This window comes from Mesorhizobium sp. ArgA1 (assembly GCF_053714375.1).
Map to the genome: position 1 here is coordinate 295,252 of NZ_JBSKBQ010000001.1, position 20,083 is coordinate 315,334.

Genomic DNA, 20,083 nt, shown 5'->3' on the forward strand with positions numbered 1-20,083 from the left:
ATCCCAATCTGGCTGTGAGATGGGAAGTTTTGCGCACAAAGCGCAACAAGGCCAAACCGATCGATTTGCCTCAGGAACAGCTATCGGCATCGGCGATAGCGCGATCAGTCCAGCCGCATCAGGTTCCGGCCTTCGAGCTCAACAATCGCGGCTTCGACTTCCCGCGTGAGCCGCTCGGTGCCCCACTCCAGCGCCCGTCCGGCTATCGCGGCAATCTTCTGCAAATCGCGACTTGTCAGCGAACCGCCTATCGCCAACGTGCTGCGCCGCATGACGATATCGGCCAGATGTTCGACGAATTCGTTGCGGACGATGTAGTCGATTTCGGATTTGCCGTAGCCGTCGGAGTCCGGCAGGCAACCCTCATCATTCGCCCCCCACTTGGCGATCTGCACTGCTCTGGTCCCGTAGCGCGACAGCAACTGGTCGAGGCGCCCTTCCCCGGCGCCCGTTGCCTGCTGAGCCTCAGCCAGCCAGTTGGCGCGCGCCGCGGCATTGGCCGGAAAATCCCTCCCGCCGCCGATCGGCATCGACTGTGTCGACACCTTGCGGCTGCGCTGCAGGCGCTTGAGAACGGTGTCGGCGACTTCCTCGGCAAAACCGCGGAAGGTCGTCCACTTGCCGCCGACCAGCGAAATGACCGCAAACGGCCTGTTGCCGTCCGGCTCGGCGACCGGTGCCGAATGATCGCGGCTGATCAGTCCGGGCGTCGCTGCCTCGGACGTCGGCAGCGGTCTGATTCCGCTATAAGCATAGACGATCTGGTCGCGCTCGAACGCCATGCCCGGCAGCAGCGATCGCACGCTGTCGAGCAGATAGTCGACTTCTTCGGGTTCACAGCGCACCGCGTCCGGATCGTTGGCCTTGATGTCGGTCGAGCCGACCAGCGCCAGGCCGAGATAGTCGTAGACAAGACAGATGCGGCCGTCATCGGCCTCGAAATAGAGCATGCGCCCGGCCAGGCTTTCGACCAGCGCGTCGTGCTTCAACAGGATGTGCGAACCCTTGGTGCCACCGATCATCTTCGACGGCGCGCCAAGCAACGCGTTGACGTCGTCGATCCACGGACCGGCGGCGTTGACCACCAGCTTCGGCCGCACCGAAAATGCGCTGCCGTTTTCCTGCCGGAAGGTGAGCACCCCATTGGCTGAAGTACCGAGTGCCGTGTAGTTGGCGCTGGCGGAGGCTGTATTTGCCTGCAGCCCGTCGAGGATCAGTTCCAGCACCAGTCTTTCGGGATGGCTTATCTTGGCATCGTAATAGGTGCCGGTGGCGACGATCGCGGGGCTCAGTGCCGGCATCTCGCCTAGCGCCTGCCGCCGCCCGACCATGCGGTGGCGTGGCATGACCTGGTTTCGCGAGCCGTAGAAGTCATAGATCATCAGGCCGATCTTGATCAGGATGGCGCCCCGGCTACGCGGTGCGCTGGTCGAGCCGAACAGCGTGCGCAGCGCCGCCAGCATGCCCTTGCCCCAGGAAAAGATCGGGATGACGGTCGGCAGCGGGCTGACATAGTGCGGCGCGTTCTGCAGAAGCAGGTTGCGTTCGAGCGTCGACTGCGCCACCAGCCCGAACTCGCCGGTTTCGAGATATTTCAGGCCGCCATGGATGAGCCGCGACGGCGCGGCACTGGTGCCCGAGCCGAAATCCGCCTTGTCGACGATCAGGCAGCTGACGCCTTGCGAGCACAGGTCGCGAAACAGCCCTGCCCCGTTGATGCCGGCGCCAAGAATGACGACGTCGACCTCGCCGGCCGCAGCCATTGCGGCGAGACGCCCGGCGCGATTGTCCGCCCCTGCTCCGTCGGCTGGGCTCATGGCGCTTTCGTCTTGACGATGCGCAGCTTCACGCCCGACCGCTCGAGGCTCTGCGCCTGCGCATCGCCCAGGCCCTCGGTCACCAGCACGGCGTCGAAACTGGTCAGATCGTCGAAGACATGCAGCGCGATCCGGTCGAACTTTGCGTGGTCGACCAAAAGGATGCGTTTGGCCGATGCAGCCATCATCGCCTGCTTCACCCGCACAACATTCGGATCCTGGATGAAGGCCGTGGTGCCGGTGATGGCCGAAGCCGAACAGATAAGCACATTGGCACGCAGCTGCGCCACGGCATTCTCGCAGACGATGCCGATATAGGCATTGTAGGTGCCGTGGTACTGGCCGCCGAGACAGATGAAATCGATGTCATCGACATTGATCATCAGCGCAGCCGTCGACACGCTGTTGGTGACGACCGTCAGCGGCTTTACGTCGAGCAGCAGCGTCGCAACAGCATTTGCCGTCGATGAATCGTCGAGCATCACCACCTGGCCGGCTTCGACATAGTCCAGTGCTGCCCGCGCCAGCGCATCCTTCTCGGCCCTGTTGACCGTCACCCGGTAGCGGAAGGCGCTTTCGTAGAGACCGGACGGCTGAACCGTCACCGCACCGTGCAGCTTGCGCAGCACGCCCTGCTGCGCCAGCCGGTCGATGTGCCGGTGGATGGTCATGCGCGACACGCCAAAATGCTCGACCAGATCGTCGATGCGCACCTGGCCGAGCTTGATCACATAGTCGGCGATCTCTTCGCGTCGTTCGTCGGCCTTGATCATGCGTTTCCCTCCGGCCGCGCCAGCCTTTCGATTTCCGGCCAATGCGCCTTCATCTGCTCGGCGATGCGGCAGTAGAGCGAAAACCGCTCGTTGAACACAGCAGTTGAGGCTGGCACGGGCTGATATTTCCGTGCCATCATGCCGACCTGCCTTGCACCTTCTTGTGGCGTCTTGAACAAGCCGACCGCGGCACCGGCACAAAGGGCGGCGCCCAGGGCGGCGGCCTCATCGGTCGAGGTGACGGTGACCGGGGCGTTCAGCACATCGGCAAACATCTGCACGAAGGCGGGGTTGCGCGAACCGCCCCCGGTCAGGCGGATCTCGCTGATAGCAAAGCCGTCGCGCAAGGCTTCGACATGGGTCCGATGATTGAAGACAATGCCTTCCAGAACCGCCTTCAGCATATCGCCGCGATTGTGCCAGCCGTGCAGGCCGACAAAGCTGCCGCTGGCGATTTCGCCGTGAGGGGAGCCGAACAGATAGGGGTGGAACAGGATGGTCGAAGGCCTCTCCAGCGCGGCGTCGATCTCTGCTGCCAGCGTTTCGTGGATGGAACCGCCATCCGCGTTTGTCCTGTCCTGTTCCGAGCGGCAGAACGTGTCGAGAAACCAGTCATAGTTGGCGGTCGAGGCCGGCGAGATCGCCATGTTATTCCAGCGTCCGGCGTCAAGGGCGTTGCGGCAGAACCAGCGCCTGTCGACGCGCGGCTCTGAAGAAACGACTTCGTTGATGGAATAGGTGCCGGCAACAATGGCGAGCGTGCGCTCCTCATGGCCGCCCATGCCAAGTGCGGAGGCGGTCACGTCATGCAGGCCGCAGGCGACGGGCGTGCCCTTGGACAGACCGGTCATTTCGGCGGCCTCGGCGGTGACATGCCCAACGATGTCGGCCGAATGTGCCACCGGCGGCAGCGCCTCGAAAAGATCGTCCAGGCCGAAGATGCGCATCGCTTCCGGCGCGAAGGCTTGGGTGCGGAAATCCGTGAATGAGGTGCTGGCCTCCGTCCGGTCGGTGCCGATGGTGCCGGTCAGGCAAAAGCGCAGCCAGTCCTTGCAGGCCAGCACGTGGCCGATGCGCCCGTAGCGGTCCGGATCGTTCTGCCTGATCCATGCCAGCAGCGCCGATGGCGCCGAGACGTGCGGCGCCTGGCCGGTGCGCGCCAACGCGTCTTCGAAGACCTCGGCCGACCATCGTTCGACAACCTCGCCAGCGCGGCTGTCGAGCGACAGGATCCCGGGCCCGAGCGGCCGACGATCCTTGCCGAGCAGATAGAGACCGTCGCCATGCGCGGTCGCCGCCACCGCCTTGATATCGTCGGCCGGGCGGCCACAGAGCGCGATCGCCTCCCTGATTGCGTCGGCGGTCGCTCGCCAGAGACCGGCCATGTCGCGTTCCACCCAGCGCGCATGGGGCATCGACTGCGCAACCCGCCGACGCGCCACCGACAACTGCGTGCCGTCGGCGTCGAAGATCACCGCCTTGGTAACCGTGAGACCGTTATCGATACCGAGCAAACAAGGCATGGTCACCGCCTCTTTCAGCAACTGGCGATGCGCACTGCAGGGCAATCCTGCAGGCTGGGGCAAGGGTGGCGGAAATGGCGACAATCAACGAGCAACGATGATACAAGTGATGGCACCCGACGGATCAAACGAACCATAGCGCGATGTTAATTTAACGTCAATATGTGGGACATTGCCACGTAAGTCGACGCTGTTTTGGCTGTTGAGAGCGGTGCACGTCTACAAAGGTATATGATTTAATTGCGTTTTTTCCTAGTTTCAATATCTCATCCTGATTCGTTCACTCACGCCCACAATCCCATAGCTCGCCCTTCGAGCGTCTGCTTCTTGGATCTCGCAGCAAAATGGCGAATCAGGTGCACACATAGAAAGGCTGGAGAGCCGACATTCGGTCGGAGCGCTTCAGTTCGATTTGGTGTCGAATTCGACCGTGCAATCGCTGCCCGGCGGCAAACGGAAAGCGATGGCGGGCATCGGACCTGAGCTAACTGCCAGCCAGATCACCCAAGTGGCGTCCGTCGAGTGAGGATCGACCCGCTGCTGGGTTGGGCTCCCCGTGACAGCTTTTTCGGCTGTCGGGAAACCACCAAAGCGTTGTCAGCGGCGTCTCCGCCAAGCGTTACCGCGAAGGCGCCGCTAACCTTCGGAAATATCGGCCTATTCTGAGACGGTCGAAAGAATGCCAAAACTGGCGGACTGAATGGTGGGCCCGGAGGACGTATCAAGAACGTTGATTTCATGGGGTTTTTCGCGGGCCAAAACCAGAAATCTTCCCGTATCGTTCCGTATGGTTCCGCGACGCTTTCATCGTCAAAACTTGGCTAGATATGCATTGATGCACGCCTGCCTTGGGTAACTTCGAAGGCTGTGACAATCCACTTTGGTCTGCTGCGTTTGGTCCAAGTATAGCTGCAGAAACCGTACTTTTGGATGTTAGTTATCCTAGCGCCACAAGAGTGCCTGTGAAGGCCTGAACAGCCGCGCCTGCCTCGACTCAACTACCCGAGAGTTTGACTGGCAAGCGCATAGGTCACCAGTCCAGTTGAGCCGCCGACGGCAAAATCGTCGAGGGGCTTGCCCATCGACATGGTGAGCACCGTGTCGAAAACCGGCATTCCGCTGTGCGACAGAAAGGCGGCGAACTCGCCATTGTCCATGTGGGTGTCTATGCGCAGGAATGACCCCGAATGCTCGGCCACGTGCGGCCGCACGATCGCCACGGCGTCGGCGTCACTTTCCGCCACGACCGGCCCCACGACATGGCCCCGCCCGAACGGCCGACAAAGCGCGAACGCGTTCAGCTTGTCACCCTTGAAAAGACCATAGCCGGTGGAGTGCGCGAAAAGCCTTTCGATGAGTGCCGCCCGCTTCACGCCAAATCCTGCCGCGTCGAGCGCGATTGTCGCGGGAATGTCCCTTGCGTCCAAAGTCCGGACATCGCCTCGAATATCTGCCGGCCCAGCCATCGTCTGCATCCGGGCGGTGCCCTGGCATTGATAAACGGTCTTCTCCGGCTGGAAGTCGAGCGAGAGATAGAGCCGTCTTGCCGCGCGCGTTGCATTAAGGCGCAAATCGTGCCCGGCGACCTTGTCGAAGACCCGCTTCATCAGCCATTGCCCCGCTCCCAGCGTCTGGAGTCGCGGCGAGGTGATGACCATCCCCACGGTGGCGAAATCGGTGCCATGTGCGAACCACATGGCCGAGCCGAGAACCCGACCGATCTCGTCGAGCGCCACGAACCCCTCTCCCGATTCGCGCAGGAATTGCCAATCCTCGGCGCGGTGTGGCCATCCCACGGAGAGCGAGAGTGCATGCAGCCGGTCCAGCTCGACGCCTTCGATGTCACCGATACGCATCGAGAAGGTGTCGATTTTCAAGTTTCCGGACGGCTTCAAGTCCATGCCTCTGAAATATCCCCGCAAATTGACCGGCGACACGCCGCAACAGCTCTTTGTCCACCAACGCTAAACAAACAGGCCCGTACGATTTGCTCGAAAGCCCCCTGCCAACGCAAGATTCAACTGAAACATTTCCGCTTTCGGCATGCAATCGCGCGAGAACGCAGACATCCTCTGCGGAAATGTAGCAGCACACAATCGTCGGCATCGATTCCGGCGATCCCGATATGCTTTGAGGGCTGGAATGGACGTCTTCGACATCCTCGACCGTCTCGTCGCCTTCCCATCGGTCGCCGGCAAGCCGAACTGTGACATCACCGAGTGGATCGAGGCCTACCTCGCGGGGCACGGGGCGCAGGTCACGGTGCTGCCGGGGCCGGAAGGCGACCGTTTCAATCTTTTCGCGACGATCGGCCCTGTCGATGTCCCGGGCTACATCCTGTCCGGCCATATGGACGTCGTCCCCGCCGGCGAACCGCAGTGGAGCTCGGCCCCTTTTACGCTGCGCCGGGAGGGCGAGCGGCTCTATGGACGCGGCACCACGGACATGAAGGGGTTTCTGGCCGCGGTGCTCGCGGCCGTGCCCATGCTGGCGAAGCTGCGCCTTGCCAGGCCAATCCATTTCGCCTTCTCCTATGACGAAGAGGTGGGATGCCGCGGCGTGCCGCATTTGATCCCGCGCCTTGCCGAACTTTGCGCCAAACCGCTCGGCGTGATCGTCGGCGAGCCGAGCGGCTTGCGCGCCGTGCGCGGCCACAAGGGCAAGGCGGCCGCCCGTGTGACGATCAACGGCCGCTCCGGCCATTCCTCGCGACCCGACCTCGGCCTCAACGCCCTCCACGCCATGGCCAAAACGCTGGCTGCGATCGTGAGCGAAGCCGAGCGGCTGACGCATGGCCCGTTCGACCCGGCCTTCGAGCCGCCCTATTCCTCGCTGCAGGCTGGCGTGATCAAGGGCGGACGGTCGGTCAACATCATTCCCGACAGCTGCACGCTGGAGCTGGAGGCGCGCACCATTCCGGGCGTCGACCCGGCCAGCCTGCTTGCACCGGCAAGGGCGAAGGCAAAGGCCTGTGAGGCCGACGGCTTTCGGGTCGAATGGACGCCGCTCAGCGCCTATCCGGCGCTGTCGCTGCCACAGGACGCGCCGGTGGCGGCGCTGCTGCAAGAGCTGACCGGCGAAACACCGATCGCCGCCGTCAGCTACGGCACTGAGGCCGGGCTCTACCAGGCGGCAGGGATCGATGCGATCATCTGTGGTCCCGGCGACATCGGCCGAGCCCACAAGCCGGATGAATACATCCTCACCAGCGAACTCGCCGCCTGCCAGCGATTGATCGAGGCGCTGGGCGCGCGTTGCGCGGCCTGAAGGGGAACCGGAATGACATTCCTGTTCAATTCCGATGCGCGGCGCGGGGCGATCTTCGCCGAAGCCTTCGCCAAAGAACTGCCGGACGTCCCCTTTACCATCGATTCCACAACGGTCGATCCCGACGCGGTACGCTATCTCATTACCTGGACCGCGCCAGAAGACCTCGCGCGCTACAGGAACCTGGAAATCCTGTTTTCCCTGGGCGCGGGCGTGGACCAGTTTCGCTTCGATGCCGTGCCGGCGAAGGTGAAGATCGTGCGGACGATCGAGGAAGGAATCGTGCGCATGATGCAGGAATATGTGACGCTTGCCGTGCTCGCCCTGCATCGCAACCTGCCCGCCTATCTGGCGCAGCAGCGCACCGGCCAATGGCGCGACATCGGGCAACTCCAAGCCGGGTCGCGCCAGATCGGCGTCCTCGGACTCGGGCAACTCGGCCAAGCCGTCCTCGATCGCCTAAAGCCCTTCGGCTTTCCGCTCGCGGGCTGGAGCCGCTCGCCGCGGCGGATCGAGGGCGTGACCTGTCATCATGGCGAACTGGGGCTGGAGGAGATGCTCGCGGCCAGCGACATACTCATCTGCCTTCTGCCGCTGACCGAAGACACGCGCGGTTTCCTCGATGCCGACCTGTTCGCGAGACTGCCCAAGGGCGCGGCGCTCGTCCACACGGGTCGCGGGCAGCAGCTTGATCATGAAGCGCTTCTCGTCGCGCTGGACAGCGGCCACCTTTCGGCGGCGATGATCGATGTGACCGATCCCGAACCGCTGCCCGCGGGCCGTCCGTTCTGGCGGCATCCGAAGATCATCCTGACTCCGCATGTCGCCAGCGTCACCCAGCCCGCGACCGCTGCGCGCGCCGTCATCGAAAACATCCGACGCCACCGCGCCGGCCTCGACCCCATCGGGCTCGTCGACCGGTCGCGCGGTTATTGAAATCCAACCTGAAAGGCCATCCCTTGTCCCTGCTCAAGACCGTCGAAACCAGCCCTGCCTTCCCGCCGCGTGAATCCCGGGCGCTGCCCGAACGACTGATAGCCGGCGAGCCTGCTTTCAAGACCTGGGCGCAGGACGCGGCCAAGGGCGATCTCGTCCATACCGGCGTCTGGGAAGCGACGCCCGGCGAGACGCGCTCGATCAAGGGGGAGACTTTCGAGTTCTGCCATATCCTCACTGGCGTGATTGAAATCACGCCCGATGGCGGCGAGGCGGTGACCTACCGCGCCGGCGACAGCTTCGTGATGAAACCCGGCTTCACCGGTGTCTGGAAGACCATTGAAACGGTGCGCAAGATCTACGTCACGGTAGGGTAATGGCGTGCGAGCGAGGTGCTGGCCCCGCAAAAGATTTTGCCGTCCTTCATCGCTAGCACGCAACAATCATCCGCGACTGATCGTCGAACGGTGCATGCTGCGCTCCTGCCCGCGCTAGGCTCCCGCAGAATGCTGCAAGGTGGTCGCCTATGAAGTTGAGCTTCGATCCGGATACCGTCTCCCTTCCTGTCGGCCATTTCATTGGCGGAGAGCTCATCGCGGCGGAGGGTGCGATCGAGATGCGCCGACCCTCGGATGGCAAGGCATACGCCGCCAGCCCCGTAGCCGACGTCGATATGGTCGACCGGGCTGTGGAGAGCGCCAAGGCGGCGTTGAAGGCCAGCAACTGGGGCGGTGTTCGGCCGCGCGAGCGCACAAAGGCACTCCAGGTCTGGGCCGACCTGATCGAGGCGGAAGCCGAAACGCTGGCAAAGATCGAGGCTCTGTGCTCGACACGGCCCGTCGGCCAGCTCGTCGCCGGCGACATCGCCGTGACCGCCGAGCAGATCCGCTTCTTTGCCGAATTCGCCGACAAGGAAGGCAGCGAGCTCGTACCCACGGACGATGCCACCCTTGGCATGATCATGAGCGAACCTTATGGCGTGGTCGGCGCAATCACGCCCTGGAATTTTCCTATCTCGATGGCCGGCTGGAAACTTGGTCCGGCACTGGCCGCGGGCAATGCGGTGGTGCTGAAGCCGTCGGAAATGACACCTTTCTCAGCCGTATATATGGCAGAGCTCGCCGTCAGGGCTGGCCTGCCTGCCGGGCTGATCAACGTGGTGCTCGGCGACGGTCCGACGACTGGTACGGCGCTGACCGGTCATCCCGAGATCGCCAAGGTCAGCTTCACCGGCTCGACCCGCGCCGGCTCGGCCATCATGGAGAACGTCGCCCGCACCGGCGTCAAGCCGATGACGCTGGAACTCGGCGGCAAGAGCCCGCAGATCGTCTTTGCCGATGCCAATCTGGACAAGGCGGCGACCGCCATCGCCGGCAGCGTCACCTTCAACGCCGGCCAGGCCTGTGTCGCCGGCACGCGCCTGATCGTCGAGAGGAACGTGGCCGACAGGCTGACGGCCGCCATCCTGGACAAGATGAAGGCGGTGCGGCCCGGTCCGACCTGGGACCAATCGACACAGTATTCGCCTGTTATCTCGGAACGGCAGCGGGCACGTGTCGAGGGCATCGTGCGGGCCGCCGTCGAGGCCGGCGGCGAATGCCTGACCGGCGGCCACACCATGGACAGCCCAGGCTATTTCTACGAGCCGACGCTGATCGCCGATGTGGACCAGACCAATCCCGCGATCGTCGAGGAAATCTTCGGCCCGGTCCTGACCGTCCAGACCTTCGAGACCGAGGAAGAGGCGCTGGCGCTGTCCACCCATCCGACCTATGGACTGGCTTCCGGCCTGTTCACCTCCGATCTATCCCGCACGATCCGCCTGGCACGCAGGCTCGAAGCGGGCACGGTCTGGGTCAACCGCTACAGCCGCTCGCGCGACCATATCCTGCCGACCGGTGGCTACAAGCGCTCCGGCATCGGCAAGGATCTCGGCCGCGAAGCCTATCAAGCCAACCGCAGGACCAAGAGCGTCCTGATCAGCCTGTGAAGAGGTGCCGATGAAGTCCTATTCGATCGCCCTGATCCCCGGTGACGGCATCGGCTGCGACGTGACCGTAACCGCCTGGTCTGTGCTGCAGACCGCGGCCAAACACGCGGGCTTTGCCTTGACCGGAACCGAGTTCCCCTGGTCCTGCAAATTCTACAAGGACACCGGCCGCATGATGCCGGAGGACGGCCTCGAGACCTTGCGCGGCTTCGATGCCATCCTTCTCGGCGCCGTCGGCTGGCCGGCGGAGGTGCCGGATTCCGTTTCGCTGCACGGGCTGCTGCTGCCGATCCGCAAGGCATTCGTTCAGTACGCCAACATCCGGCCGCACCGCCTGCTGCCGGGCGTGACAGGCCCGCTGCGGGCGGAAAACTTCGACATATTGTGCATCCGCGAGAACACCGAAGGGGAATATTCGGGCGCCGGCGGGCGCGTGCATCAAGGCACGCTGGACGAGGTCGCCGTGGAGACCTCGATCTTCACCCGCGCCGGCGTCGAGCGCATCCTACGCTTCGGCTTTGAGCAGGCGCGGACACGGCGCGGCAAGCTCGCCTCCGTCACCAAATCCAACGCGCAGAAACACTCGATGGTGTTCTGGGACGAGATCACCCGCAAGCTGGCTGCGGAGTACTCTGACGTCGCCGTGACCAGCTATCATGTCGACGCGCTCGCCGCGCGGATGATCATGGCGCCGGAGAGCCTCGACGTGGTCGTCGCCTCCAACCTGTTCGGCGACATCCTGACCGATATCGGCGCGGCGATCCAGGGCGGGCTCGGCTACGCCGCCTCCGCCAACATCAACCCCGGCCGCACGGCGCCGTCCATGTTCGAGCCGGTGCACGGCTCCGCGCCCGACATCGCCCACCTGGGCATCGCCAATCCGATCGCCACCATCTGGTCCGGCGCGATGATGCTCGATCATCTGGGCGAAAAGGATGCGGCCAGCCGCGTCATGAAGGCAGTCGAAGCCGCAACCGCGCACGGGATAGGCACCATTCCCGGCAAGGACAGCACGGAATCCATCACGGCCGCCATCGTCGCGGCGCTCACCTGATTGCAAGGTCGTTTTCGATGAAAAACCTGAAAGACAAAAACCTCTTCCGCGAGGCCGGCCTGATTGGCGGCCAACGGGTCGCTGCAGACTCCGGCAAGACGGTCGATGTTGTCGATCCGGCGACCCAGGCGGCGATCGGCACGGTGCCCGACATGGCCGGTCCGGAGACCCGTGCGGCCATAGAGGCCGCAGCTTCCGCCTATGGCGACTGGAAGAAGAGGACCAATGCCGAACGCGCTTCCCTGCTCGAAGCCTGGCATGGCCTGATGCTCGCGCATCTGGACGATCTGGCGCTCATCCTGACGACGGAACAGGGCAAGCCGCTGGACGAGGCCCGGGGCGAGATCCGCTACGGCGCTTCCTTCGTAAAATGGTTCGCGGAGGAGGCACGCCGCATCAACGGCCACACCATCCCCTCGCCGACGCCAGACAGGCGCATCATCGTGCTGAAGGAACCGGTCGGTGTGTGCGGCATCATCACGCCGTGGAACTTCCCCAATGCGATGATCACCCGCAAGGTCGCGCCGGCGCTGGCCGCAGGCTGCACGGTGGTGATCAAGCCATCCGAGTTCACGCCCTATTCGGCGCTGGCGCTCGGCGTGCTTGCCGAACGCGCGGGCATCCCCGCCGGCGTCATCAACATAGTTACGGGCATGCCGGCCGAAATTGGCAACGAGATCATGGCGAACGAGACCGTTCGCAAGATCTCCTTCACCGGCTCGACGCGGGTCGGTTCGCTGCTGATGCGCGGCGCGGCCGACAGCGTAAAACGGCTCAGCCTCGAACTCGGTGGCAACGCGCCCCTTATCGTCTTCGACGACGCCGATCTCGATCTCGCCGTCGAGGGCGCGCTGGTCTCGAAGTTCCGCAATGGCGGCCAGACCTGCGTCTGCGCCAATCGTATCCTCGTCCAGGCCGGTGTCCACGAAGCCTTCGCCGCAAAGCTCAGCGCTCGCGTCAACGCCATGACCGTGGGGCCTGGCACACAGCCCGGCGTCGCCATCGGGCCGATGATCAACATGGCGGCGGTTGAGAAGATCAACCGCCATGTCGAGGATGCGCTCGCCAAAGGCGCTGTGATCATCACCGAAAAGCCTGCGCTACCGGAGGGTCCTCAGTACGTCGCGCCGCTGGTGCTGACCGGCGCCACAAAAGACATGCAGCTCGCCAGCGAGGAAACGTTCGGTCCGGTCGCGCCGCTTTTCCGGTTCGAGACGGAAGAGGAAGCGATCGCGCTCGCCAACGGCACGCCCTACGGGCTTGCTTCCTACTTCTACACCGAAAACCTGAAACGCGCCTGGCGCGTCGGCGAGGCGCTGGAGTTCGGCATGGTGGGGCTCAACACCGGCTCGGTCTCGATGGAAGTCGCCCCCTTCGGCGGCGTCAAGCAGTCCGGCCTGGGCCGTGAGGGCGCGCAGGCCGGCATCGAGGAGTATCTCGAGATGAAGAGCTTCCACATGGGCGGGCTCAGCTGAGGCAATTTGGCTGAGGCCCGGCCACACCGGATCGACGGTCACTGGATCCGGTCGAGTGCCTTGTAGTAGAGGCCGACCATCGGCAGGAACCATGGCTTGCCGGAATAGCCGGGAATGGAAGGCCACTCGAGTCCCTTCATCGGATTGCGGTCTTCGCGGCCGAGCATGGCATCGGCCAGGATCATGCCGAGATGGGTGGAAAGCTGCGCGCCATGGCCGGAATAGCCCATCGCGTACCAGACCCCGTCATGGTAGCCGGCGCGCGGAAAACGGTCCTTGGTCATGTCGACCAGCCCACCCCAGCAATAGTCGATCTCGACCTTGGCGAGTTGCGGGAAGATCGCCGCGAGGCCCGCCTGCAATATCTGTCCGCTCTTCGAATCCGAGCGCTGGTCCGATGTCGCCGAGAAGCGCGCGCGACCGCCGAAGATCAGGCGCCTGTCCGGTGAAAGCCGGAAGTAGTTGCCGATATTCATCGAGGTCACGCATGTCCGGTTGCCGGGCATGGTGGCAGTGATCTCGGCGTCACTCAACGGCCGCGTAGCGATGATGAAGCTGCCGACGGAGATGATCCTGCGGCGAAAATAGCCGAAATTCGGCGTGGTGTAGGCGCCGGTCGCAACAAGCACATTGTCGGCGCTGATCCGGCCGCGGGAGGTCGTGAGCTCATGCCTGCTGCCGACCTGCTTGCGATCCGTCACCGCCGCATTCTCGTGGATGATGGCGCCATGGCGGGTGGCTGCCGTGGCCAGGCCGGCGACATAGCGGCCCATATGCATCATGGCGCTCTTCTTCGACAGCATCGCACCGTGGAAGGACGAACCGATCTCGGACTTGAGATCGGCCGCCGACAGCAGCGCCGTATCCGGATCCACTTCCGCATGGAGGGCTTCGAAGTTGCGGGCGATCGCTTCGAAATGCTGCGGCTTGGAGGCAAGCTTCAGCTTGCCGGCGCGGCGGAAATTGCAGTCGATGCCCTCTTCGGCAACCAGCGCCTCGATGGTGTCGACGGAGTCGTCGAGCGCGCGGTAGAGCCCGATTGCCCGTTCCTTCCCAAGCTCCGCCTTGGCCGAAAGATAGCTGTGAGCGAGGCCGTTGTTCAGGTGCCCGCCATTGCGGCCGGATGCGCCCCAGCCCACCTGCTCCGCCTCCAGCACCGCCACCTTCGCGCCGGCCTTCGCCAATTGGCGCGCCGCTGCGAGACCGGTGAAGCCGCCACCGACGATGACGGCATCATAGTACCCCTCGACCGGGCCTTGCGCTCCGCCGGAAAATACAGGGGCGGTATCGTGCCAGTAGGAGATCAGTTTCATCGACGATCCGCCTGTTTCAAAGCCCGACCACTCCCGGAAGACCGGAAATGTCTGATATCTCGACATAGCCATAGTAAGGGTTTGCCGGTTCGTGGCCGCGATTGACCCAGACCTTGTTCTTGATGCCGAGATCGTGTGCCGACATCAGGTCGTAGCGGAACGAGGACGAGCAGTGAAGAATATCTTCCGGCCCGCAACCCAGCATGTCGAGCATGTACTCGAACCCCTTGAACCGGGGCTTGTAGGCCTGCGCCTGCTCGGCAGTGTAGACGGCATGGAACGGCGCGCCGAGCTTCTCGACATTGAACATGATCTGCGCGTTCATGGCGTTGGACAGGATGACCAGCGGAATTTCCTTGGCGACCTTCGCCAGGCCGGCTGGGACATCTGCATGGGGGCCCCAGGTCGGGACACGTTCATAGACCATCCTGGCGTCGTTAGGGGTGAAGGCAACACCATTGCGCTTGCAGGCCCGCTCGAGTGCGTTGTGGACAACGTCGGCATAGGGCTTCCAGTGACCCATGATCTCGTCGAGCCGATAGGCGGCGAAGTTCTTGATGAACTCCTGCATGCGCGGTTCGTCGAGGCGGCTGCCGTAAAGGTCTCGCGCCGCTTCCGCCATCTGGAAATTGGTCAACGTGCCATAGCAGTCGAAGGTGATGTATTTGGGCCTGAAAGAAGCCATGTCCGTCGATCTCCAGTGGAAGCACATTCGCGTTGGGATGTATTTCATCATAGGACGGGTGGTGGCGACCTACCTGACCGAAATCGGCCTCCCGAAAGCAGAAAGTTCCGTATCCACCATCCGGTTTGGCACGCTGTAGCATCCGGTGTGTCGAACGCGGCGCCGCGCGTGAGGTGAAGCGCCTCCGCGTGGCGGGCGCCAGCACAAGATGCGGCGCACCCCTCGCGCTACGGCGAAAGATACCGCCGAGGCCGAAGCCTTCAGACGATTTGCGACGCGCCAATGGTCGAGACTTGAGGGCAGACGGAAGGATGCCTCATGCAGCAGGGCGAGATCGAAATCCAGGACTTCGGGCCGGACCATATCGACGGCGCGGTGGCGCTTTCTCGCCAGGAGAATTGGCCGCATCGCCCGCAGGACTGGCAGATGGCGCTGCGGCTCTCCAGGGGCGTGGTCGCGCTCGACGACCGGGGCCGTGTCACCGGAACCATCCTGGTGACACCCTATGGCGCGGACTGCGCCATGATCAACATGGTGATCGTCGACAGGAACGTGCGGGGCAAGGGGCTCGGGCGCCGGCTCATGGATCAGGCCATCGCCCTTGCCGGCGACCGTCCGCTCCGGCTCGTCGCGACGACTGACGGCATGCCTCTCTATGAGAAGCTCGGCTTTGTGCCCTCCGGCACGATCCGGCAGCATCAAGGTACGGTTGCAGCGCTCGGCGCGCCCGATGGCGTGGAAGCAGCAGGCGCCGGCGATCTGCCTGACATCAAGACGCTGGACCGCGACGCCTATGGCGCCGACCGGGAAGCCCTGATCGATGCGCTGGCCGAACGCGGCCAGTTCGCAATCATCCGCCGCAACGGCACCATAGAGGCCTATGCCGCGATCCGCCCGTTCGGACGCGGTGAGGTGATCGGACCGGTCATCGCGGAAAGCGCTGACACCGCGAAGGCACTGATTGGCTTCTTCGCCGCGAGCCGCCCCGGCGCCTTCCTGCGCGTGGATACCGACAGCAGGACCGGCCTTGCCGGTTGGCTCGAGGAAATCGGCCTCGCCCATGTCGGCGGAGGCGTGGCTATGGACCGTCCACCCAAGAATGGCGCGGAACAGACCAGGCCAAAAGTTTACGCCCTCGCCAACCAGGCGCTCGGCTAGGAGGACAACAATGCTCGCCAATTCCCTGATCGAACTTGACCGCGCCCATCTCATCCATCCGGTCGCATCCTATCGCGGCCATGAGGCGCTCGGCGTGCGCGTTTTGAAATCGGCGAAGGGCGCGACCGTGACCGATACGTCCGGCAAGCAACTCGTTGACGGTTTTGCGGGGCTGTGGTGCGTCAACGCCGGTTACGGCCACGACAGCATCGTCGAGGCCGCGGCCCGGCAGATGCGCGAGCTTCCCTACGCCACTGCCTATTTCGACCTCGGCTCGGAGCCGGCCATCCGCCTCGCCTCGGAGTTGGCCGAGCGCGCGCCCGGGGATCTCAATCACGTCTATTTCACGCTCGGCGGGTCGGACGCGGTCGACAGCACGATCCGTTTCGTCCGCTATTACTGGAATACCAGGGGCGAGCCGAAGCGCGACCAGTTCATTTCCATCGAGCTGGGTTATCACGGGTCATCGGTGGTCGGCGCTGGCCTGACCGCATTGCCCGCCTTTCACGCCGGTTTTGGCATTCCCTTCGAATGGCAGCACAAGATCCCCTCCCCCTATCCCTATCGCAACCCGGTGGGCGAGGACGGCAACGCGATCATCGCCGCATCGCTCGCCGCGCTGAAGGCCAAGATCGAGGAGATTGGACCGGAGCGGGTCGCCGCCTTCTATGCCGAGCCGATCCAGGGCTCGGGCGGTGTCATTGTCCCGCCGAAGGGCTGGATCAAGGCGGTGCGCGAACTTTGCCGGGAGTACGGCATCCTGTTCATCGCCGACGAGGTGATCACCGGCTTCGGCCGCACGGGACCTCTGTTCGCCTGCACGGAGGAGGACATCGTTCCCGACTTCATGACGACCGCGAAGGGGCTGACTTCCGGCTATGTTCCTATGGGCGCCGTGTTCATGGCCGATCATGTCTATAACGTCATCGCCGACGGCGCGGGCGCTTCGGCGGTCGGCCACGGCTACACCTATTCCGCCCATCCCGTCAGCGCCGCCGTCGCGCTCGAGGTGTTGAAACTCTATGAAGGCGGCCTGCTGGAGAATGGCATCAAGGCCGGCGCTCGCCTGATGGCGGGATTGGAAGGCCTGAGCGATCACCCGCTCGTCGGCGATGTTCGCGGTCGCGGGATGCTTGCCGCAATCGAACTTGTGGTCGACAAAAAGAAGAAGACACCGCTTCCCGCATTGGCCATGCCGGCGCGGCGCGTCTTCGACAGGGCGTGGGACAATGGCCTGATCATCCGTGCCTTTGCCAACGGGGTTGTCGGCTACGCTCCCCCGCTCTGCTGCACGGACGACGATATCGACGCGATCGTCGAGCGCACGCGCCGGACGCTCGACCAGACGCTGGACGATGCCGACGTCCGCCAGGCCCTGGCATGACGGGCGACGAATACCACGTGTTTCGAAATAGCGCCGGGGCAGACGATTTCGCAATTTTGTGCCGCAGCCCAGCGCCTTTTCGGCGAATCCAGCGCGGGGGAAGTGCCAGACTGCTTATAAGACAAGGCCAGAAGCCTCGAATTTCCGGGTTTTTGAAAAGGCCGATGCCCCGGACAGCACGGAATTTTGTTCTGTTCAGCACCATGCAATTCGGCCGCGCGCAGAGGAGAGCCAGTCTTGGCCAGGGGCTTTAGCGAATTCAAATACATGACCTTCGACGTCGTCGGCACGCTGATTGACTTCGAAGGTGGCATCACGACCTGCCTGGCCGGGATTGCCGCCGACGCTGGCGTTTCCGTCGATGCCGAAGCCGCGCTGGCCCTGTATCGGCAGGCCCGCTACATGCCCGATGCGGGCCTGTTCCCCGACGATCTCGTACGTGTCTACATGGTCATCGCGCCGCAACTCGGCCTGCCGGCCGAGGAGAAATGCGGCGTCCACCTGCGGGACTCCGCCAGCGCTTGGCAAGGCTTTCCCGACAGCGCAGCCGCATTGGCCGAGCTTGCGAAGTCACACAAGCTGATCGCCATGACCAATGCCCGGCGCTGGGCGCTCGACCATTTCGAGAAGCAGCTCGGATCGCCCTTCTTCGCCACCTTTACCGCCGACGATACAGGAACGGAGAAACCGGATCCGGCGTTCTTCCAGAAGGTCTTCGATTTCGTCGCCTCCCGGGGTGACAGCAAGGACGACATCCTGCACGTCGCGCAGAGCCAGTATCACGATATTGGCATATCCCGGGCGCTTGGCTTGACCAACTGCTGGATCGAACGCCGGCACGCCCAGAAGGGCTATGGCGGCACGATCGAGCCGGAGCGCTTCACCGCGCCGGACTACCACTTCACCTCAATGGCCGCATTGACGGCGGCCGTGCGGGAAAGCCTGAAGGAACGAACCTGAGCCCAAGCCCGGAAAGCCGCGACAAGACGAGCATCCCGACCAAACAACCAGAAAGGGGAATAACATGACCGACAAGATCACGAACTGGACCAGCGCAGACGATGCCATGGTCGAAAACGCCATCCGCCGGGGCGCAAGCCGCCGCGAACTTCTCAAGATGCTGTTGGCCGGCGGCGCCGCGGTTGCCGCGGGCAGCCTGGTGCTCGGCCGCGCCACCAATGCCGTCGCCGCTGAGCCGGTTTCCGGCGGTACTTTCAAGGCCGCCGGCTGGTCGTCATCGACCGCCGACACGCTTGATCCGGCAAAGGCGTCACTCTCCACCGACTATGTCCGCTGCTGCTCGCTCTACAACCGCCTGACTTTCCTCGACAAGGGTGGCGTCACGCAGATGGAGCTCGCCGAGAGCTTCGACAGCAAGGACGCCAAGACCTGGACCGTGAAGCTGCGCAAAGGGGTCACCTTCCACGACGGCAAGGACCTCACGGCCGACGACGTCGTCTTCTCGCTGAAGCGTCATCTTGATCCGGCGGTCGGCTCCAAGGTCGCCAAGATCGCCGCACAGATGACCGGCTTCAAGGCGGTCGACAAGTCGACCGTGGAAATCACGCTCGCCGACCCGAATGCCGACCTGCCGACCATCCTGGCGCTGCACCATTTCATGATCGTCCAGGACGGCACCACGGACTTCTCCAAGGGCAATGGCACCGGCGCTTTCGTGCTGCAAACCTTCGAACCGGGCGTGCGTTCGGTGGTCACCAAGAACAAGAACTACTGGAAGTCGGGCAAGCCCTATCTCGACTCCTTCGAGTTCATCGCCATCAGCGACGACAGCGCCCGCGTCAACGCCCTGCTTTCCGGCGACATCAATTTTGCGGCCTCGATCAATCCGCGTGCGATGAAACTCATCGGCGGCCAGGAGGGCTTCGAATTGTCGAAGACGACTTCGGGCAACTACACCGACCTCAACATCCGGCTCGACATGGATCCGGGCAGCAAGGCCGATTTCGTGGCGGGCATGAAGTATCTCGTCAACCGCGAGCAGATCGTCAAATCGGCATTGCGCGGACTCGGCGAAATCGGCAACGACCAGCCCGTCTCGCCGGCCAATATCTTCCACAATCCCGACGTCAAGCCGAAGGCTTTCGACCCGGACAAGGCGAAGTTCCACTTCCAGAAGGCAGGCCTGCTCGGCCAGTCCATCCCGGTGATCGCTTCCGACGCGGCGACCTCGTCGATCGACATGGCAGTGATCATCCAAGCCGCTGGTGCGGATATCGGCATGAAGCTCGACGTCCAGCGCGTCCCGGCCGACGGCTACTGGGACAACTACTGGCTCAAGGCGCCGATCCATTTCGGCAACATCAATCCGCGCCCAACGCCGGACATCCTGTTCTCGCTCCTCTACGCTTCCAACGCGCCGTGGAACGAAAGCCAGTACAAGTCCGAGAAGTTCGACAAGATGCTCATCGAGGCGCGCGGCTCGCTCGACCAGGCCAAGCGCAAGGAGATCTACGGCCAGATGCAGGCTATGGTCTCCGAGGAGGCCGGCACCATCATCCCGGCCTACATTTCCAACGTCGATGCGCTCTCCAGCAAGGTGAAGGGTTTGGAAGCGAACCCGCTCGGTGGCATGATGGGCTATGCAATGGCGGAATATCTCTGGCTCGAAGCCTGAGAGAAGCCAGCCGGGGGCCGGTCAGCCAGCCCCCGGCACTTCATTGCGCAAGATTGCTTGGCCGAACAATCGC

General features: G+C 63.5%; 17 protein-coding genes. 11 read left to right on the top strand and 6 right to left on the bottom strand.

Annotated features, from left to right (window positions below; translation table 11 throughout):
• Nucleotides 1–104: 104 nt before the first annotated feature.
• The 4 genes from ACWGTI_RS01315 to ACWGTI_RS01330 form a co-directional block, all read right to left on the bottom strand.
• Complete coding sequence (locus ACWGTI_RS01315) at nt 105–1,817, bottom strand: glycerol-3-phosphate dehydrogenase/oxidase (RefSeq protein ID WP_454585453.1); 1,713 nt, start codon at nt 1,815–1,817, stop codon at nt 105–107.
• Complete coding sequence (locus tag ACWGTI_RS01320) at nt 1,814–2,590, bottom strand: DeoR/GlpR family DNA-binding transcription regulator (protein ID WP_454576324.1); 777 nt, start codon at nt 2,588–2,590, stop codon at nt 1,814–1,816. The genes ACWGTI_RS01315 and ACWGTI_RS01320 overlap by 4 nt, the downstream gene beginning before the upstream one ends.
• Entirely contained in the window at nt 2,587–4,113 is a 1,527-nt protein-coding gene (locus ACWGTI_RS01325; RefSeq protein WP_454585454.1) for an FGGY-family carbohydrate kinase, read from the bottom strand. Before ACWGTI_RS01325 ends, ACWGTI_RS01320 begins: the two co-directional genes overlap by 4 nt.
• Before the next feature lie 998 nt (nt 4,114–5,111).
• Nucleotides 5,112–6,014 (bottom strand): GNAT family N-acetyltransferase, encoded by a 903-nt coding sequence (locus tag ACWGTI_RS01330; protein ID WP_454585455.1) that lies wholly within the window; start codon nt 6,012–6,014, stop codon nt 5,112–5,114.
• A 241-nt stretch (nt 6,015–6,255) separates the two neighbouring features.
• Here ACWGTI_RS01330 and argE point away from each other — a divergent pair, with 241 nt between their 5' ends.
• The 6 genes from argE to ACWGTI_RS01360 all read left to right on the top strand — a co-directional run bounded on the left by argE (nt 6,256) and on the right by ACWGTI_RS01360 (nt 12,835).
• Entirely contained in the window at nt 6,256–7,380 is a 1,125-nt protein-coding gene (gene argE / locus ACWGTI_RS01335) for an acetylornithine deacetylase (RefSeq protein ID WP_454585456.1), read from the top strand.
• Between the two features lie 12 nt (nt 7,381–7,392).
• The gene (locus ACWGTI_RS01340; protein WP_454585457.1) at nt 7,393–8,316 is read left to right on the top strand and encodes a 2-hydroxyacid dehydrogenase; all 924 of its coding nucleotides are present in this window, start codon (nt 7,393–7,395) and stop codon (nt 8,314–8,316) included.
• A gap of 23 nt (nt 8,317–8,339) precedes the next feature.
• Nucleotides 8,340–8,693 carry a cupin domain-containing protein gene (locus tag ACWGTI_RS01345; protein WP_056582416.1) on the top strand — a complete coding sequence of 118 codons (354 nt, stop codon included), beginning with the start codon at nt 8,340–8,342 and terminating at the stop codon, nt 8,691–8,693.
• A 149-nt stretch (nt 8,694–8,842) separates the two neighbouring features.
• Complete coding sequence (locus ACWGTI_RS01350; protein WP_454585458.1) at nt 8,843–10,306, top strand: aldehyde dehydrogenase family protein; 1,464 nt, start codon at nt 8,843–8,845, stop codon at nt 10,304–10,306.
• Nucleotides 10,307–10,316: 10 nt separating this feature from the next.
• Nucleotides 10,317–11,360, top strand: a complete 1,044-nt coding sequence (locus tag ACWGTI_RS01355) for a tartrate dehydrogenase (protein WP_454585459.1) — start codon at nt 10,317–10,319, stop codon at nt 11,358–11,360.
• 17 nt (nt 11,361–11,377) lie between these two features.
• Entirely contained in the window at nt 11,378–12,835 is a 1,458-nt protein-coding gene (locus ACWGTI_RS01360) for an NAD-dependent succinate-semialdehyde dehydrogenase (RefSeq protein WP_454585460.1), read from the top strand.
• A 38-nt stretch (nt 12,836–12,873) separates the two neighbouring features.
• On the opposite strand, the gene ACWGTI_RS01365 is transcribed toward ACWGTI_RS01360, so the two are convergent.
• The gene (locus ACWGTI_RS01365) at nt 12,874–14,148 is read right to left on the bottom strand and encodes an NAD(P)/FAD-dependent oxidoreductase (RefSeq protein ID WP_454585461.1); all 1,275 of its coding nucleotides are present in this window, start codon (nt 14,146–14,148) and stop codon (nt 12,874–12,876) included.
• Nucleotides 14,149–14,164: 16 nt separating this feature from the next.
• Entirely contained in the window at nt 14,165–14,833 is a 669-nt protein-coding gene (locus ACWGTI_RS01370) for a haloacid dehalogenase type II (protein WP_454585462.1), read from the bottom strand.
• On the opposite strand from ACWGTI_RS01370, the gene ACWGTI_RS01375 reads away from it, so the two are divergent.
• The 5 genes from ACWGTI_RS01375 to ACWGTI_RS01395 all read left to right on the top strand — a co-directional run bounded on the left by ACWGTI_RS01375 (nt 14,832) and on the right by ACWGTI_RS01395 (nt 20,010).
• Complete coding sequence (locus tag ACWGTI_RS01375; protein WP_454585463.1) at nt 14,832–14,972, top strand: hypothetical protein; 141 nt, start codon at nt 14,832–14,834, stop codon at nt 14,970–14,972. The two genes, ACWGTI_RS01370 and ACWGTI_RS01375, sit on opposite strands and share 2 nt — an antisense overlap.
• A gap of 179 nt (nt 14,973–15,151) precedes the next feature.
• On the top strand, nt 15,152–15,991 hold the full coding sequence (locus ACWGTI_RS01380) for a GNAT family N-acetyltransferase (protein ID WP_454585464.1): 840 nt from the start codon (nt 15,152–15,154) through the stop codon (nt 15,989–15,991).
• Between the two features lie 10 nt (nt 15,992–16,001).
• Entirely contained in the window at nt 16,002–17,375 is a 1,374-nt protein-coding gene (locus ACWGTI_RS01385; protein WP_454585465.1) for an aminotransferase class III-fold pyridoxal phosphate-dependent enzyme, read from the top strand.
• Between the two features lie 267 nt (nt 17,376–17,642).
• Nucleotides 17,643–18,335, top strand: coding sequence for an HAD-IA family hydrolase (locus ACWGTI_RS01390; RefSeq protein WP_454586459.1), 693 nt, complete (start codon nt 17,643–17,645; stop codon nt 18,333–18,335).
• A 64-nt stretch (nt 18,336–18,399) separates the two neighbouring features.
• Nucleotides 18,400–20,010, top strand: a complete 1,611-nt coding sequence (locus ACWGTI_RS01395; protein ID WP_454585466.1) for an ABC transporter substrate-binding protein — start codon at nt 18,400–18,402, stop codon at nt 20,008–20,010.
• The last annotated feature ends 73 nt before the right edge of the window (nt 20,011–20,083 follow it).

Bases quoted from the DNA above. Each gene is read 5' to 3' on its own strand.
- ACWGTI_RS01340 (WP_454585457.1), top strand. From the start codon at position 7,393: ATGACATTCCTGTTCAATTCCGATGCGCGGCGCGGGGCGATCTTCGCC.
- ACWGTI_RS01330 (WP_454585455.1), bottom strand. From the start codon at position 6,014: ATGGACTTGAAGCCGTCCGGAAACTTGAAAATCGACACCTTCTCGATG.
- ACWGTI_RS01355 (WP_454585459.1), top strand. From the start codon at position 10,317: ATGAAGTCCTATTCGATCGCCCTGATCCCCGGTGACGGCATCGGCTGC.
- ACWGTI_RS01370 (WP_454585462.1), bottom strand. From the start codon at position 14,833: ATGGCTTCTTTCAGGCCCAAATACATCACCTTCGACTGCTATGGCACG.
- ACWGTI_RS01365 (WP_454585461.1), bottom strand. From the start codon at position 14,148: ATGAAACTGATCTCCTACTGGCACGATACCGCCCCTGTATTTTCCGGC.
- ACWGTI_RS01325 (WP_454585454.1), bottom strand. From the start codon at position 4,113: ATGCCTTGTTTGCTCGGTATCGATAACGGTCTCACGGTTACCAAGGCG.
- ACWGTI_RS01395 (WP_454585466.1), top strand. From the start codon at position 18,400: ATGACCGACAAGATCACGAACTGGACCAGCGCAGACGATGCCATGGTC.
- ACWGTI_RS01350 (WP_454585458.1), top strand. From the start codon at position 8,843: ATGAAGTTGAGCTTCGATCCGGATACCGTCTCCCTTCCTGTCGGCCAT.
- ACWGTI_RS01375 (WP_454585463.1), top strand. From the start codon at position 14,832: ATGTCCGTCGATCTCCAGTGGAAGCACATTCGCGTTGGGATGTATTTC.
- ACWGTI_RS01380 (WP_454585464.1), top strand. From the start codon at position 15,152: ATGCAGCAGGGCGAGATCGAAATCCAGGACTTCGGGCCGGACCATATC.
- ACWGTI_RS01390 (WP_454586459.1), top strand. From the start codon at position 17,643: ATGACCTTCGACGTCGTCGGCACGCTGATTGACTTCGAAGGTGGCATC.
- ACWGTI_RS01315 (WP_454585453.1), bottom strand. From the start codon at position 1,817: ATGAGCCCAGCCGACGGAGCAGGGGCGGACAATCGCGCCGGGCGTCTC.
- argE (WP_454585456.1), top strand. From the start codon at position 6,256: ATGGACGTCTTCGACATCCTCGACCGTCTCGTCGCCTTCCCATCGGTC.
- ACWGTI_RS01385 (WP_454585465.1), top strand. From the start codon at position 16,002: ATGCTCGCCAATTCCCTGATCGAACTTGACCGCGCCCATCTCATCCAT.
- ACWGTI_RS01360 (WP_454585460.1), top strand. From the start codon at position 11,378: ATGAAAAACCTGAAAGACAAAAACCTCTTCCGCGAGGCCGGCCTGATT.
- ACWGTI_RS01320 (WP_454576324.1), bottom strand. From the start codon at position 2,590: ATGATCAAGGCCGACGAACGACGCGAAGAGATCGCCGACTATGTGATC.